Here is a 578-nt window from a genome sequence, read left to right as displayed (position 1 = left end):
GTCGATCGACTGCCCGCCCCGGCGTTCTCGTATCCGCGCGACGGCCCGTTCGCTCGGGCCCCGCTCAGGACTCCCCGGGGTCCTGCTCGGACTCCGGCTTGCGCTTGCGCCGGGAGACCACCCGCCGCACCGGGCCGGTGACCGCGGTGGACACCCGGCCGACCCTGGTGCCGACCGCCTCCCGGGCCGCCCGCAGGGCGTCGGAGATCCGCCACCACAGCTGGGCCGAGGACGGCGGCAGCAGCACCGCCCTGGTTCGCCCGGCCCGGCTGGCGGTGGCCCGCAGGCCCTGCCGGGCGGTCCGGACGTCGGCCGACAGCGGGGCGGTGGTGACCTGGCCGGCCGGGGCGTAGAGCACCCGTTCGGTGGCCAGCGCCAGCCGACCGGCCGCCGCCGCCGAGTCCGCGTCCAGCTCAGCCTTCTCGGTGATCCGCCGGGCGGCCGAGCGCGGGGTGTGTGACTCGTCCGGGGGAATTCCGACGTCCCAGGCGGAGTCGAGTGTGTGGTGCCCTGCGGGCCTGTCAGGGGGGGGGGTGGTGGGGGGCGGGGGGGTGTGGGGGTGGTGGCGCTGGGACCAC

1 pseudogene is annotated in these 578 nt (G+C 77.9%); it reads right to left on the bottom strand.

What is annotated here, in order from left to right:
- Nucleotides 1–64: 64 nt before the first annotated feature.
- A pseudogene (locus ACFV6I_RS18795) lies at nucleotides 65–578 on the bottom strand (hypothetical protein); the annotation flags it as partial.

The organism is Kitasatospora sp. NPDC059803 (genome assembly GCF_042732255.1).
Lineage (GTDB): Bacteria > Actinomycetota > Actinomycetes > Streptomycetales > Streptomycetaceae > Kitasatospora.
This window is presented reverse-complemented; position numbering and strand designations above follow the sequence as displayed.